Genomic DNA, 13,485 nt, shown 5'->3' with positions numbered 1-13,485 from the left:
ACACCTGTGGTGTGAAGGCCTTTGGCTACCAGAGGGAGATGGTGAAATGCCTTCCAAGGACAAGGTGCTCGAGGAAGTCCGCACCGAGAACATCGACATCGAAGCGGCACTGAACCCCGCCGAGCCCGACGGAGTCTTCCGCGACAGCCGCGAGTGCGCCGCGCTCGCCCTCCAGGCCGGAGGTGGCAAGCTGCTGCTTTCGCCGCCGACCCCGCGCCCGAAGAAGGGCTGACGGACCGACGGGAGCATTGAGATGGAGCAGTCGAGCACGTCAGCCCTTCTCCAGGGGACGGTGCTGGACCTCGCTTCCGACGTGGTCTCCGCTCTTCGGAGCGGAGACCACGTGCGAGCGGGGGGCACCCTGACGGGGAGCGCCGAAGGCGTCGCCGTCGCGGCGGTACGCGTCCTGGGCGCCGACACGCTGTTGCCCACCGCACTCCTGCGCATTCCGCCCGAACCCGGGCGACTCGCGGTGTTCAAGGACGCCGTGGCGGCCCATCCGCCGCGCGCCGACGCGGCCCCCACCGTCGTATGGAGCCACTGGGCCATGGCCCGCGCCCTTCGTCGGCTCGAAGAACCCCTGACCCACCCGCTCGACGGCGACGATCCGGGCGCCGAACCCGACGCCGGATGGCTCGACGACGCGGGCTGGCAGTACCTGACCCACCAGCTCGCCGTACTCGCCCCGCTCGCGCTGCCCGGCGAGGAGTGCGCGGTGACCCGTGCGGCCCGGCGCCGTCCGGTGGACGTCGCCCGCGGCTTCGTACGCGCGGTACGTCGCCGCGACTGGCAGCAGGCGGCCGGAGCCGGGCGCTGGCTCACCCTCCTGGACGGCGTGCCCGACACCCTCGGTCTCGAGGCCGGACTCGACTTCGTCCGGCTCATGGGCGGCAACGACCCGCGGGTGGCCCTGCAGCTGGAGGCGGCCCGGCTGATGCCGGCCGCAGTACTCCTGTGAGCGTCCGGGCGGTCGAGGAAGCCGCCCTGGCCTGGGTGTGGGCCCACCGCGACCGCTTCGCGCTCGGCGACGACGCCCTGGCCGCCGACGGCCAGGTGAACCGCACCTGGAAGCCACTGGGCGAACTGGCGCAGGTCTGCGCGTCCGTGTCCGCGTGCGCCCCGCCGTCGGACCCGCTCCACACCCGCGTGTCCGACCTGCTGGACTTCGCCTGGCAGCAGACCCGCCGGGGCGAACTGTTCCTGCTGATGCAGTCGCTGGAGCCCTTCGCCACCTACCCGCTGGAGGTGTACGCGGCCTTCGCCTCGGCCGGTCACCGGCACCCCGGGTACGAGGCGTCCGCCGCCGTGGTGGCCCGCACCCGCGGCTGGCGGCTGACCGAGCAGTACCCCACCCGCCGGCTCGGTGTCATCGAGGCCGAGCGGCGCAGCGGCCTGAGCCCGCACGACCGGGTACCGCGGGCGCTCGGCCGCACCTGGCTGGGCGGCCTGCCGGAACCCTGGACCTTCGAACGCGCGGCCGGCTACGCGCTCACCCACGTCGTCTTCCACCTCACCGAATGGGGACGCACCGCCCAAGGGGTACCGCCGGACCTGGCGGACTATCTGCTGCACTGGCTGCCGCCCTGGCTCGACAGCTGCCTGGAAGCGCGGATGTGGGACCTGAGCTGCGAGTTGCTGGCGGTGGCGGCGAGCCTGCCGCGTCCGCCCGAACCGGCCGTCCTGGAGGACGCCTGGCAGCGCGTCGCGGCGGCACAGCACGTGTCCGGCGCGGTCCCCGAGGAGGGCGCCGTCCAGGACGCCGCCGGGTCCACCGACGGCGCCGACGCCGCCCCCTACGCCTTCACCGACTGCTACCACTCCACCCTGATGGCGGCGTTCGCGGCAGCCCTCACCACGGCACGGCCGAGGGACGTGGACCACGCCGGACAAGGAGTGCCGGGATGACGGACACCCGACTGATCCACCGCGTCGGAGCCGGTGCCCTGGAATGGCTGTGGGCCCACCGCGACGGCTTCCGGCTGGAGCCGGAGGTGGACCCCGAGATCGGCTTCCTGGAACGCTTCAAGCCGATCGGCGAACTCGCCCTCATCTGCAAGGTGCTCTTCCGCGAGGGCGTCGCCGGGTCCCGGCAGGCGCAACTGGCCCGCCGGCTGCTCGACGACACCTGGCGCGAAACCCTGGACGGGGGCCGCATGCTGGTGCGCGGACAGCGCATCGAGCCGTTCTCACCCATCCCGTTCGAGGTGTACCTGGCGTTCAAGGAGCTCGGCTACAGCCAGCCCGAGGTGGAGCGGGCCGCGGTCCTCAACCACCGGCTGGCGAGCTGGACGCGGATGCCGCTGACGCCGACCCGGCGCCTGGGCCTCTCCGCCTTCCAGCGCCGCTTCGGCCTGCCGCCCCGGCCCCCGGAGGCCGACCTGGTGGGCACCACCTGGCTGGCCGGCACCCCCGAACCGTGGACGGTCGAGGGCCATACCGCCTACGACATCACCCACACCGTCTTCCACCTCACCGACTGGGGCGAGAACCCCGACGGCCTGCCGGCCCCGATCGCCGACTACCTCGCCACCTGGCTCCCGGTCTGGATCGACGACTGGCTGGACCTGGAACGCTGGGACCTGCTCGGCGAACTCCTCGTCGTCGACGCCTGCCTGCCCCGGCCCACCCTCGACGAACCCGCCTGGCGGGGCTTCGCCGCCGCACAGCAGCCCGACGGCGCCATGCCCGCGATACGGACGATGCCCGCGGGCGACCCCGAGACGGTGTTCGACATCGTCTACCACCCGACGCTGGTCGCGGCCTTCGCCTCCCTGCTGGCCACCTCCCGCGCCCTCACCGCGCTGGCGCACACCGGCTCATGACGGGCCGCCCCACGCCGTGGCCGGGCGACCCCGACGACGAAGGGAACGCCCCGCCGGAGCCCGGGCTCCCCGGACCCGCCGACGAGGTGGCCCTGCGGGAACGGCTGGCCGACGCCGTCGACGCCGTCGACGCCGCCGACGCACCCGACGTCGTCTTCGCCGTCTCCCGGCACGGCCGGCGCACCCTCCACAGCGGCGGCACCGCCCCGCCCCGCGCGGTCCCCCGCGAGGACCTGCGCTACGAGATCGGGTCGGCCTCCAAGACGCTCGCCGGACTGCTGCTCACCCGGCTGATCCGGCACGGTGTCCTCACCGGGGGCGAACCGGCCGCAGCCTGCCTGGACCCCGACCGGCCGGTAGGCCCCCACCCCGTGACGCTCGCCCACCTCATCACCCACACGTCGGGACTGCCCGCCCTGCCGGCCGACTTCTTCCCCCGCGCCCTGCCCGCCTGGCGCACCAACCCCTACGCCCGCTACCCGGCCGAGCGGCTGACCGCCACCTTCCTGCGCCACCGCCCGCGGCACCGTCCCGGAGCCCGCTGGCACTACTCCAACTACGGCGTCTCCGTGCTCGGACACGCCGTCGCCGCGGCCACCGGCACGGCATGGGAGGACCTGCTCACCGGGTACGTCCTGCGCCCGCTCGGCCTGAGCGGCACGGCCCTGCGCGCGGAGGACGAGAAGACCGACGCCACCGGCCACCGCAAGGACGGCCGCACCCCCGTCCCGCCCTTCGACGCCGGCGGCTTCCAGGCGGCCGGGGCCGTCCGGTCCACCCCGCACGACCTGCTCGCCTTCCTCGAGGCCCACCTCGACCCGGCCGGCTCACCGGCCGCCGGCGCGCTGGGGGCCGTACGGGTGCCGGTGCTGAGGCGCGGGCTGGGCCACCGGCACGTGCACACGGTGACGTGGTTCCGGCACCCCACCGACGGCGGGCCGATGTACTTCCACAGCGGCGCCACCCTCGGCCAGCAGGCGTTCCTGGGGTTCCGGCCCGACACCGGCACGGCCCTGGCCGCGGTGTGCACCCGGCGCTTCCGCGCCCACGACCCGTTCATCGCCACGGCCTACTCGTTCCTCGCCGGGGAATGACGAAGGCGCGGGGCCGCCTCCGGCAGCGACCCCGCGCCCGGTCCGCCGTACGGCGGCTCACCGTCCGTCAGACACGCTGCCACAGGGCCGGCGTGTTCTCGGGCGACCAGACACCCTGCGCCTGGTGGTTCTGCAGGCACCGGTACCGCAGGCCCGCGTGGGACACCGTGGCCCCGACCTCGTAGACGCGGCCCGCCGCCCACGCGTCCGCCGCCGCGTCGTCCTGCGGCGCGGGCGTTCCCGCCGCGCCGGACGTGGTCGTCAGGGTGAGGCCGAAGTCGCTGAGCAGCGGGTTGATCGGCTGGTAGAAGGTGGTCCCGCCGTTCGTGCAGTCACCGGAGCCGCCGGACGTGGTGCCCTGGGCCTGGGTGCCCGCGACGAAGGGGCCGCCGGAGTCGCCGGGTTCGGCGCACACCGTCGTCTCGGTCAGCCCGTCGACGGTGCCCTCCGGGTAGCTGACGCTCGTGTCGTGCTGCCGGATCGTGCCGCAGTGCCATCCGGTGGTGGAGCCGGAGCGGCACACCGAGGCGCCGACGAGCGCCTCCACCGAGCCGGTGACCTGCACCTTCTGGCCGTTCTGCGCCCTGACGTCGGGGGTGGCGGTCCAGTCGGCGTTCACGCCCACCCAGGCCATGTCCTTGCCGGGGAAGGTCGAGGCCCGGAAGGTGCCCTGGTCGGCCTCGTTGAACCCGGTGGTGGGGTCGCCCGGGTCGCCGCAGTGACCGGCCGTGGCGAATCCTTGCTGGGCGTCCTGGGTGACGGAGAAGCCGACCGAACAGCGGGCCTGACCGTCGATGTAGTAGGCGTCGCCGCCGACGAGGTCCTCCAGTACCCGCGGCCGGTGCGGCGAGATGCGGACGCCCACGTTCTGGTCCTCGACCCCGGCGGCCTCGACGAACGCGGCCGCGGCCGACCGGCTGGTGGCCTGCACCACGACCCGGTTGGTCCGCACGTCGACGTACCAGACCGGCGTCTTCGGGGTCTGCGTACGGGCGGCGGCGGCGTTCAGCTTCTCCTTGACCGCGCGGAGCTCGCCCAGCCCCCTCTCGACGACCGCGGCCCTGGCGCCCTGCGCCTCGATGGCGGCGGTGTCCGCGGCGTCGGTGGTGGCGACGGTCAGCTCGGCGGAGGCCGCGCCGCTCACCCAGGCCCCGGCGAAGCGGTCGCCCAGGGCGTTGCGCAGCATGCCCGCCCGGGTGCCCGCCTCCGCCTCGTTGACCAGCCGGGCCGCCGCCTGCTCCGCCGTCAGCCCCAGGTCGCGCTCCATCGCGCGCAGTACGTGCGTCGACGCCTTGCCGGCGGAGGGCGTCCGGGCGGTGACGCGCTGCGGCTCCGGGGCGGTCGGGGGTGCGGCCGAGGCGGCCGCGGGGAGAGCGGTCAGGACCAGGGCGCCGAGCGCGGTCAGGGCGGCGCGGCGGCTGCGCGCGGCATGTCTGCCGACCATGCGATGTGCCTCCTTCGAGGGCTGTGCGAGACAGCGGGGATCGGTGAGTGACCGTGGATCACGGTGCGACTGCGGCGAAGTCACAGTCCTTGCCGGAAAGATCCGCGGCGATGCCGGGACCGGGCGTCTTTCGCGCGATGGGGGACGTGGGGGGTGCCAAGTGCAGTACGCGCACGCGTACGCCGGGCCGGGGTCAGGCGGGCTTCAGCCCCGGGGCACCCGCCTCGGTGACGAAGGACGCGGCCGTGCTGATGGCAGCGCCGGGCGTGGTGACCGCGGAGACCGTCCTGAAGTCGAGGCGGGCGGCTTCGCGGTCGAGTCCGACCCGGACGTAGCCGCGCTTGCCGTTGTAGAACCTCATGTGCGGGTTGGCCCGCAGGTACAGATCCCAGTTGGCGGGCTGCTCCACGCCGTCCCGGCCGCTGGCCACCGACGTGCAGGTGACCTCCGTGCCGATGGTGGCCGACGCGGGGTCGTCGAAATCGTCCTTGACGTCGAGGGCGTAGCCCACGTGCACGTCGCCGGTGAGGATCAGCCAGTTGTCGACCCCGGCGGCCTTCGCCCCGGCGACGACCCTCTCGCGTGAGGCGCGGTAGCCGTCCCAGGCGTCCATCGAGACCGCGGCGTCGGCGGTCACGTCGAACTTGCGCTGGGAGAAGCAGACCTGCTGGGGCATGACGTTCCACAGCGCGGCCGAGCTCTGCCAGCCGTCGAGCAGCCACTGCTCCTGCGCGGCGCCGGTGATGGTGCGCGCCGGGTCGTCCGACTCGGGCCCGGGGGCGTGCGGCCGGTCGTCGTAGGCCTGGTCGGAGCGGTACTGCCGGGTGTCGAGGATGTCGAACTGGGCGAGCGTGCCCCAGTGCAGCCGGCGGTACAGCCGCGCGTCGGGCCCCTGGGGCAGCTGGGCGGCGCGCAGTGGCTGGTTCTCCCAGTACGCCCGGTAGGCGGACGCCCGTCGCAGCAGGAACTGGTCCGGCGGGATGTCGTTCTCCGGGATGCTGCCGGCGTAGTTGTTCTCGGTCTCGTGGTCGTCCCAGGTGACGACGAACGGGTGCGCGGCGTGCGCGGCCCGCAGGTCCGCGTCGCTCTTGTAGAGCGCGTAGCGCATCCGGTAGTCCGCGAGGGTCATGGTCTCGCGGTTGAACACGTCGGGCAGTGCGATGTCGGTGTAGCGGCGCTCCCCGCCGGCCGAGTTCACCGCGTACTCGTACAGGTAGTCGCCGAGGTGGAAGACCACGTCGACGTCGTCCTCGGCGAGGTGCCGGTGCACCGTGTAGTAGCCGTCCTGGTAGGCCTGGCAGGCGACGGCCGCCAGTCTCAGCGCCGACGTGGCGCTGTCCGCCGGCGGTGCGGTGCGGGTGCGGCCCGTCGGGCTGAGCCAGGTACCGGTGCGGAAGCGGTAGTAGTACACCGTGCCCGGCGCCAGGCCCAGGACGTCGACGTGCACGCTGTGGGCGTACTCGGCGTGGGCCTCGGCGGTGCCCCGGGTCACGACGGCCGCGAAGTGCTCGTCGAGGGCCACTTCCCACTCGACCGTGACCCGCTCCGTGCCCATCCCGCCGTCCTCCGCGAACGGCTCCGGCGCCAGCCGGGTCCACAGCAGCACCGAGTCCGGCAGGGGATCACCGGAGGCGACGCCGAGGGTGAACGGGTCGCTGCTGATCCGGGCGGTCCGCAGGGGTGCGGCGATCGCGCCGCGGGCCGGCAGGTTGGTGGAGAAGGCGAGTGCGGCGGCGGCCGCGGTGACGGTGAGGAAACGCCGGCGGCCGAGGTGCCGGGCGGCGGCGCCCATCACGGCGTCGTGGGGGGAGAAGGCGTGCTCGGCCAGTGAGCTGCGACGGCCCGTGGGCGCCATCTGCTGTCCTCTCGTACGGGGCGGGCGGTCCGTGGGCGAACGGCACGGGGAACCGGGTGGGCCCCGGGCGGTCGCCCCACGCACGCCGGCACGGGGTACTCGCGACGGGGCGAGCCGGTGTGCGCCGTCCATGCCCGGGTTCCGTCGCGCGGTGGCGCCGACCCGCGATGCGCGGACCCCGCATGCTAAGCAGACATAACGGCGGAAACCGTCAGGACGTGCGGAGTGATCACACAGGAGGAGGTACGCGCGTGTGGGCGCCTGCCCGCCGGGGCACCCGGGGACGACGGGTGAGGCGGGGGGCACGGGAGAGGAAGGCGGCGGGCGGAGCCGATGGCCAGGGCACGGCGTTACGACGTGGCGGCCTCCGGCCGCTGGTGGGACGAGGACGACAACCGCTGGCTGCCGGCCGGCGAGGTGCACGCGTGGGAGCAGGGCAGGAACCAGACCGTGTGCGGTCTCGCGCTGCACCGTTCGCAGCTGTCCCGGTTCCCGGCCGTCACCTGGACCGACGTACTGCCCGACTCCGGCGGCGCGGCCGACGCCGTCCGCCGGGTCTGCCCCCGCTGCGCGGCCGCGGCCGGCCGCCGGGGCGCGGACGCCCGCCCCGGCTGGCGGCGCACCGACCCACGGCCGTAGCGCCGGACGGAGGGCCCGGACCCGGGGTGCCGCGGCCGCTCGGTCCGCCGTCTACGACGGCAGCGGCGAGCGGCTGACGCGGATCTTGGACTGGCCGTGCGGCCGCTGCTCCCAGTCCTCCATGAACCGGGCGTGCAGACCGTGCCTGCGGGCCAGCGCGAGCAGGGTGTCGGTGCGGTAGTAGAAGTCCTCGCGGAGGACCTGGTGTTCGGTGCCTTCGGTGCGGTCGAAGGTGAAGTCGAAGAACCCGGAGTCGGTCAGGACGCGGCCGACGTGGGAGAGGCACTCCTCGATGACGTTCAGCGGCGAGTGGGAGAAGACGCTGTGCGCGTGGACGACGTCGAAGTGGTCGTCGGGCAGGAAGTCCAGTGTGAGGTCCCCGGTGATGGTCAGATGGGGGAGCTTGGCCTGGAGTCCGCGCTCGCTCAGCGTCTTCTTGGCGGCGATCAGTATGTCCGGCGAGATGTCGATGCCGTAGTAGTGGCCGGTGTCGAGGTGGTCGATGAAGCGCCAGCCGCCGCGCAGGTTGCCGCAGCCGATGTCGAGCATGCGGTGCCCGGGGCGCAGCCCGTGCTCGACGAGGTACTCGAACTGCATCTGCCCGAGCGCCAGCCAGCGGTCGTGGGTCTGGCTGCCGACCGCGGCCTCGGGGTTGCGGCGGGTGTCGGAGGCCATCACGGCCCGGTAGTAACCGACGTGGTCCGGGTGCTTGATCCGCAGCCACGCGTCGCGGCCGGCCCGGCGGACGTAGGGGCCGACGCGTTCGGGGTGGCGCAGCGCGTACCCGACCTTGTGGGTGAGCGCGGCGCGGTTGCTGCGCAGTTTCTTCGGGGACTTGGCGTCCTTGGGCATGAGCGGATCGACCTCCGTGTGACGTGTGCGGGTGGGGCGGTGAGGAGGATGCCGGAGAGGGTGTCAGACCCGGCGGCGCAGCAGGAGGACCGTGACGGCGGTGAGTCCCAGGGCGAGGCCGCCGAGGAGGGCCGTGTCGGTCCACTGGAACGTCCAGTAGTCGCCGGCCGGGTTCGCCTCGTAGAAGCGGGCGACGTAGCCGTGCTGGGACATGCACTCCTTCAGCTCGCGGCCGGACGGGTAGGGGCAGTCCAGGACGGACTCGCGGCGTCCGGAGGCCGTGATCAGGCCGTAGTGCCCGGTGGACCACTTGTCGCCCATCGGCGGTTTGGGCTGCCACCCGTCGCTCACGTACCGGTGCGGCGGGACCAGCAGGCGGGCCCGGTGCGTCCACTGCACCAGGACCGTGACCGCCGCCGTGACCAGCAGCGTCCAGGTCATCGCGGACAGCACCCGGCGCGTCAGCAGCCCGGCGAGGGTGCCCACGGCCAGGCCGGACAGCGCGGCGGCGACGGTGGCGGGGCCCGAGCCGGTCAGCGCGGTGGCCTCGTACCAGAAGACGCCGTAGCTGCGGTTGACGGCGGGTTCCCACCACCACCGGAACAGCAGGGCCAGGGTCCCGGAGAGCACCACGGTGCCCGTCGCGGCGAGCGCGAACCGGGACGCGAACCACTGGGCCCGGCTCACGCCCTGGGCCAGGACCATCCGGTGGGTGCCCAGTTCCCGGTCGCGGCCCAGCAGGGGTGCGCCCCAGAACATGCCGATCAGGGTGGGCAGGGCGATGTTGAGCGCGCCGAGGAGCTTGAGCGGCTCGACGTCCAGGAACTGGGGCAGGCCGTCCGCGGAGCGGACGCAGTACAGCGGTCCGGGGTCGCAGTGGTCGAACAGCCCGCTGTGCAGGTCGTCGAGCATGCCGGAACGGAAGTACGCGGCGAGCGCGGCGGTGGCCACGAGGACCGCCGCGCCGCAGACGACCAGTACCCGCTGCTGGCGCCAGGCCAGCCACAGCGTGCCCTTCACGCCGCCCTCTCCTTCGTGTCGTCGGCATCGGACCGGAGGTGGCCGAGCAGGATCTCCTCCAGGCCGGGCCGCTCGACGTGCCAGTTCCCGCCGAGCGGGCCGCGCGGCCGCACCAGGGCGGTCAGCTGCCGTCCGTGCGTACGGCGGTGCACCACGGTGTGCTCCCGCAGTGCCGGCGCCTCGTCGGCGTGTCCGGTGACCAGGGTGTGGCTCTCACGGAGCGCGTCGGCGTCCTCGCTCAGCTCCACCCGGCCGGCCCGCAGCAGCAGCACCCGGTCGCAGGTCTGCTCCAGGTCGGGCAGGACGTGCGAGGACAGCACGATGCTCACCTCGCGCTCCGCCGCCTCGGCCATCAGCGTCGCCATGATCTCGCCGCGCACCACCGGGTCGAGGTCGGCGAGCGGCTCGTCGAGCAGCAGCAGTTCCGGCCGCTTGCCCAGGGCCAGGGCGAGCGCCACCCGGGTGCGCTGACCGGGGGACAGCTCGCCCACGCGGGTGGCCGGCGGGATGTCGCCCTCCCGCACGACCCGCTCGGCGACCGGGTGGTCCCACGCGGAGTTCAGCTTGCCGCCCATGCGCAGGGTGTCGGCCACGGTGAAGCGGGGGTAGAGCGGCTTGTCCTGGGTGAGCAGGGCGACCCGGGTGCGCGCCGTGGCCGTGTCCGGGGCGGTGTCCAGCGCCCGGATCGCCCCGTGCGTGGGCCGCAGCAGCCCGCCGGCCAGGTGCAGCAGGGTGCTCTTGCCCGCGCCGTTGCGGCCGACCAGGGCGGTGATGCGGCCGCGCGGCACCGTGAACCCACAGTCCCGCAGGGCCCATTCGGCGCGTGCCCGGTAGCGGAACCCGAGGTCCCTGGCGTGCAGCGCGGCGGGCTCGTCGGGCCCGGTCATACGTCCTCCTGTGTCCTTCCCCGGTCGTCCGGGTCGTTCTCGTGCCGCTGGTGCGACTCGTGCTCGTGCTCGTGCTCGTCCAGGGCCGCCGAGACCAGGGCGAGCACGTCGTCCCGCTCCAGTCCGGCCGACCGGGCCCGGGCGACCCACTCGGTGAGCTCCGTACGCAGGGGCGAGTCGTCCTCCGTGCCGGGCCGTGCCAGCGACCGCGTCACGAAGGTGCCGAGTCCGCGCCGCGACCGGACCAGGCCGGCCTGTTCCATGTCGCGGTAGGCCCTGAACACGGTGTTGGGGTTGATGGCGGTGGCGGCGACGACCTCCCTGGCCGTCGGGAGTCTGTCCCCGACCCGCAGGACACCCATCCGGAGTGCCTGTTCGGTCTGCCGCACGATCTGTACGTAGGCGGGGATGCCGCTCTGCCGATCGATCCGGTACTCGACCACGTCACCTTCCATGCTTTCATTAATTCATTAGCAGAAGCATGATCAACTGGGGACCGGTTGTCAAACGGGGAGTTCGTGTGGACTGACAGTCCAGACATTGGACGTGTAGTCTCGGTTCATCCGCCTGCCCAGTAAGGAGGCACCTGGTGAGCGAACCGTCCCCGGACGCCGAACGGGACGCCGTCCTCGCCGCCTTGCGCCCCGTCGTCCACGGGATCGCGGCGACGTTCGGCCCGGTCTGCGAGGTGGTCCTGCACGACTACCGGCGCCCCGAGCGGTCGGTCGTGGCCGTCGCCGGCTCGGTGACCGGGCGGACGGTGGGCGGGGCGATGAGCGAGATCGGCATGCGGGTCCTGGCCCGCGGCGACGAGGCGCGGGACGAGCTGAACTACGTCACCCGGACCGGTGACGGCATCCTGCTGAAGTCCTCCACGATGGTGCTGCGCGACTCCACGGGGGCCGTGTTCGGCGCCCTGTGCGTCAACCTGGACGTGACCGCCGTCGACCGGGCCCAGGCGCTGCTCGGTGCCCTGGCCGGAGCCGCGGGCACCCCGGCCGATCCACCCGCGACCGCCTTCGGCGACGACATCGACGCGGTGGTCGACGCCATCGTGGACGCCCACCCGCTGCGCCGGGACAGGAGCTGGGCGGCACTGGACCGCGCACAGCGCCTGGAGCTCTTCCGCGACCTGGACGGGCGCGGAGTGTTCGCCGTACGCCGCTCGGTCGAGCAGGTCGCCGCCCGGCTCGGCATCTCCCGGGCCTCCGCCTACAGCTACCTCTCCCAGGCCCGCGCCGCGACCGGCCCGGCCGCCGACCCCGCTGGAGGACACGCGTGACGACCACCACCCCGCCGGTCACCCTCGACGACGTCCGTTCCGCCGCCGCCCGGCTCCGGGGCGTCGCGCACCGCACCCCGGTGCTGCGCTCACGCACGCTGGACGCCCTCGTCGGCGCCGAGGTCTTCCTCAAGTGCGAGAACCTCCAGCGGGTGGGCGCCTTCAAGTTCCGCGGCGCCTACAACGCGGCCTCCCGCCTCACGCCGGAGCAGCTGTCCCGCGGCATCGCCGCCTACTCCTCCGGCAACCACGCGCAGGCGGTCGCCCTCGCCGCGCGCGAGCTGGGCACCACCGCCGTGATCGTCATGCCCGAGGACGCGCCGCCCTCCAAGCGGGCCGCCACCGCCGGCTACGGCGCCGAGATCGTCACCTACGACCGCTACACCGGCGACCGCGCCGCCCTCGCCGAGGCCCTGGCCGCCGAACGCGGGCTGAGCCTGATCCCGCCCTACGAGCACCCGCACGTCATCGCCGGGCAGGGCACCGCAGCCCTCGAACTCGTCGAGGAGACGGGGCGGCTGGACGCGCTGATCACCCCGGTCGGCGGCGGCGGGCTGATCGCCGGGTGCGCCACCGCCGTCAAGGGCCTGCACGCCGGCACCCGGGTGCTCGGCGTCGAACCGGAGGCCGGCGACGACACCAGGCGCTCCCTGGAGGCGGGCCGGCGCGTCACCGTCCCGGTTCCGCACACCATCGCCGACGGCCAGGCCCTGCCCACCCCCGGCGAGCTGACGTTCTCCCTCAACCGGCGACTGCTCGACCGGGTCGTGGCGGTCTCCGACGACGAGATCCGGGACGCGATGCGGTTCGCCTTCGAGCGGCTGAAGACCGTCCTCGAACCAAGCGGCGCCGCCCCGCTGGCAGCCCTCCTCACCGGTCGCGCCGGCCCGCTGCCCCGCCGTGTCGGCGTGATCCTCTCCGGCGGCAACGTGGACGCCGAACGCTTCGCCCGGCTGTGCGGCACACCGGGCTGAGACCGTGCCGTCCCCCGGATGGCGGTGCCGAGTTGACAGGCGGACGATGGGGTGGTGGGCAGGGAAAGGAGGAGCGTCATGCTCGACGTCAAGACGCTCGACAAGCCGGACGAGCGGCGCGATTTCCCCCGGGGACACCTCGAGGCCGTGCACATGGAGGGCCTCGACTTCGCCGTGGCCACCTTCGAACCGGGCTGGCGCTGGTCGGAGTCCGTGGCGCCGCTCGCGGGCACCGACAGCTGCCAGGTCCACCACAACGGCTACGTCGTCCGCGGCCGCATGCGGATCCGCATGGACGACGGTGCCGAGAGCGAGGTGGGCCCCGGTGACGTCTTCGTCTGCTCGCCCGGGCACGACGCCTGGGTCGTGAGCGACGAACAGTGCGTGGTCCACGACTTCGCGGGCGGTATGGCCAGGGAGTACGCCAAGACCGACTAGGCGGCGAACCATCCCGGTCAACGGGTGGGAGGGGGGGGGGGGGGGGGGGGGGGGGGGGGACGCCCCCCCCCCCCCCCCCCACGCCCCCCCCCCCTCTTTTCCCCCCCCCCCCCCCCCCGCCAAGAACCTCCCACGATTCCCCTAGATCCCGCTCCTCCCAAAAACCCAGGTGGCCTGC

Annotated in this window: 15 protein-coding genes; 9 read left to right on the top strand and 6 right to left on the bottom strand. The window is 73.7% G+C overall.

The window, feature by feature from the left end:
* The first annotated feature begins 46 nt into the window (after positions 1 to 46).
* The 5 genes from ACZ7G3_RS28685 to ACZ7G3_RS28665 are packed head-to-tail and all read left to right on the top strand — an operon-like array spanning position 47 to position 3,916.
* On the top strand, positions 47 to 232 hold the full coding sequence (locus ACZ7G3_RS28685; RefSeq protein ID WP_279565553.1) for a hypothetical protein: 186 nt from the start codon (positions 47 to 49) through the stop codon (positions 230 to 232).
* Between the two features lie 21 nt (positions 233 to 253).
* Entirely contained in the window at positions 254 to 958 is a 705-nt protein-coding gene (locus tag ACZ7G3_RS28680; protein ID WP_470928898.1) for a hypothetical protein, read from the top strand.
* Positions 955 to 1,905 carry a DUF6895 family protein gene (locus tag ACZ7G3_RS28675; protein ID WP_470928896.1) on the top strand — a complete coding sequence of 317 codons (951 nt, stop codon included), beginning with the start codon at positions 955 to 957 and terminating at the stop codon, positions 1,903 to 1,905. Before ACZ7G3_RS28680 ends, ACZ7G3_RS28675 begins: the two co-directional genes overlap by 4 nt.
* Positions 1,902 to 2,822 (top strand): DUF6895 family protein, encoded by a 921-nt coding sequence (locus tag ACZ7G3_RS28670; RefSeq protein ID WP_470928894.1) that lies wholly within the window; start codon positions 1,902 to 1,904, stop codon positions 2,820 to 2,822. Before ACZ7G3_RS28675 ends, ACZ7G3_RS28670 begins: the two co-directional genes overlap by 4 nt.
* A complete protein-coding gene (locus tag ACZ7G3_RS28665) occupies positions 2,819 to 3,916 on the top strand; it encodes a serine hydrolase domain-containing protein (RefSeq protein WP_470928892.1) in 1,098 nt (365 codons plus the stop codon). Before ACZ7G3_RS28670 ends, ACZ7G3_RS28665 begins: the two co-directional genes overlap by 4 nt.
* A gap of 67 nt (positions 3,917 to 3,983) precedes the next feature.
* Here the strand turns inward: ACZ7G3_RS28665 and ACZ7G3_RS28660 are convergent, their stop codons facing one another.
* Positions 3,984 to 5,360 carry an alpha-lytic protease prodomain-containing protein gene (locus ACZ7G3_RS28660; protein WP_470928890.1) on the bottom strand — a complete coding sequence of 459 codons (1,377 nt, stop codon included), beginning with the start codon at positions 5,358 to 5,360 and terminating at the stop codon, positions 3,984 to 3,986.
* Between the two features lie 193 nt (positions 5,361 to 5,553).
* Positions 5,554 to 7,215: an alkaline phosphatase D family protein gene (locus tag ACZ7G3_RS28655; protein WP_470928888.1), complete on the bottom strand. Its 1,662-nt coding sequence runs from the start codon at positions 7,213 to 7,215 to the stop codon at positions 5,554 to 5,556.
* Positions 7,216 to 7,548: 333 nt separating this feature from the next.
* Here ACZ7G3_RS28655 and ACZ7G3_RS28650 point away from each other — a divergent pair, with 333 nt between their 5' ends.
* Positions 7,549 to 7,854, top strand: coding sequence for a hypothetical protein (locus tag ACZ7G3_RS28650; protein WP_470928886.1), 306 nt, complete (start codon positions 7,549 to 7,551; stop codon positions 7,852 to 7,854).
* A gap of 51 nt (positions 7,855 to 7,905) precedes the next feature.
* Here ACZ7G3_RS28650 and ACZ7G3_RS28645 read toward each other — a convergent pair whose 3' ends face one another.
* The 4 genes from ACZ7G3_RS28645 to ACZ7G3_RS28630 all read right to left on the bottom strand — a co-directional run bounded on the left by ACZ7G3_RS28645 (position 7,906) and on the right by ACZ7G3_RS28630 (position 11,068).
* Positions 7,906 to 8,706, bottom strand: a complete 801-nt coding sequence (locus ACZ7G3_RS28645; RefSeq protein ID WP_426603541.1) for a class I SAM-dependent methyltransferase — start codon at positions 8,704 to 8,706, stop codon at positions 7,906 to 7,908.
* A 63-nt stretch (positions 8,707 to 8,769) separates the two neighbouring features.
* Positions 8,770 to 9,726, bottom strand: a complete 957-nt coding sequence (locus ACZ7G3_RS28640) for an ABC transporter permease (RefSeq protein WP_470928884.1) — start codon at positions 9,724 to 9,726, stop codon at positions 8,770 to 8,772.
* Positions 9,723 to 10,613, bottom strand: coding sequence for an ATP-binding cassette domain-containing protein (locus ACZ7G3_RS28635; protein ID WP_470928882.1), 891 nt, complete (start codon positions 10,611 to 10,613; stop codon positions 9,723 to 9,725). The genes ACZ7G3_RS28640 and ACZ7G3_RS28635 overlap by 4 nt, the downstream gene beginning before the upstream one ends.
* A complete protein-coding gene (locus tag ACZ7G3_RS28630; RefSeq protein ID WP_470928880.1) occupies positions 10,610 to 11,068 on the bottom strand; it encodes a GntR family transcriptional regulator in 459 nt (152 codons plus the stop codon). Before ACZ7G3_RS28630 ends, ACZ7G3_RS28635 begins: the two co-directional genes overlap by 4 nt.
* 134 nt (positions 11,069 to 11,202) lie before the next feature.
* Here ACZ7G3_RS28630 and ACZ7G3_RS28625 point away from each other — a divergent pair, with 134 nt between their 5' ends.
* The 3 genes from ACZ7G3_RS28625 to ACZ7G3_RS28615 all read left to right on the top strand — a co-directional run bounded on the left by ACZ7G3_RS28625 (position 11,203) and on the right by ACZ7G3_RS28615 (position 13,307).
* Positions 11,203 to 11,895 (top strand): helix-turn-helix transcriptional regulator, encoded by a 693-nt coding sequence (locus tag ACZ7G3_RS28625; RefSeq protein ID WP_470928878.1) that lies wholly within the window; start codon positions 11,203 to 11,205, stop codon positions 11,893 to 11,895.
* Positions 11,892 to 12,869, top strand: a complete 978-nt coding sequence (locus ACZ7G3_RS28620) for a pyridoxal-phosphate dependent enzyme (RefSeq protein ID WP_470928876.1) — start codon at positions 11,892 to 11,894, stop codon at positions 12,867 to 12,869. Before ACZ7G3_RS28625 ends, ACZ7G3_RS28620 begins: the two co-directional genes overlap by 4 nt.
* Positions 12,870 to 12,947: 78 nt before the next feature.
* Positions 12,948 to 13,307, top strand: coding sequence for a cupin domain-containing protein (locus ACZ7G3_RS28615; RefSeq protein WP_426603531.1), 360 nt, complete (start codon positions 12,948 to 12,950; stop codon positions 13,305 to 13,307).
* Positions 13,308 to 13,485 lie beyond the last annotated feature (178 nt).

The organism is Streptomyces sp. NPDC037271 (assembly GCF_055603605.1).
Note: the sequence above shows the minus strand (reverse complement) of the source record. Positions and strands in the feature narration are given on the sequence as shown.